The organism is Vibrio sp. 2033 (assembly GCF_033339735.1).
Genome location: NZ_JAWOVC010000523.1, coordinates 1 through 611, shown reverse-complemented (window position 1 = coordinate 611; position 611 = coordinate 1). Strand labels below are relative to the sequence as shown.

Here is a 611-nt window from a genome sequence, read left to right as displayed (position 1 = left end):
AGAGCACATGAATGCGCCTCTTGAGATCGCCAGTGACATGAACATTGACGAGATGGGCAACAACACGGTGTTTTCTCTGCTGAAAGCGCTCGCGACCACTACACCAACGCTGTTAACTCAGGCGATGATTGTGCTGTTTATGGTGTATTTCATGCTTAATCATGGTCGAAGTCTGTTTCGTAAATCGGTATCGCGTTTGCGTGGTTTTTCGAAACAACGTCAGGCGGTGGAGTTGGTGCAGGCTCTGCAGAAAGATCTATCGCGCTACATCGGCACCATTACTTTGGTCAATGCGGGTTTAGGCTTGTGTGTAGGGTTGGTGTTTTTTGTCCTCGGCCTTGAAGACCCATTTCTATGGGGGGCGTTTGCGGGGGTAATGAATTTCGCGCCGTATTTGGGACCAGTGATGTCGATGGTGAGCTTTGGTTTTGTTGCGTATCTGCAGTTAGATTCGGTCAGTTTTATGCTGACAGTGGTGTCGATATATCTGTTGCTGAATTTAATCGAGAGTCAGTTTGTCACCCCAACTTTGCTAGGGAGGCGGTTTAACCTCAACCCGTTAGTCATCTTTATGTGGCTGGTCTTTTGGGGTTGGTTGTGGGGCGGAATGG

The 611-nt window shown here is 48.6% G+C and carries 1 protein-coding gene; it reads left to right on the top strand.

Annotated elements, in window-relative coordinates; translation table 11 throughout:
• The coding region (locus R7P74_RS27575) for an AI-2E family transporter (protein WP_318123863.1) at positions 1-611 on the top strand (611 nt) is incomplete at both ends.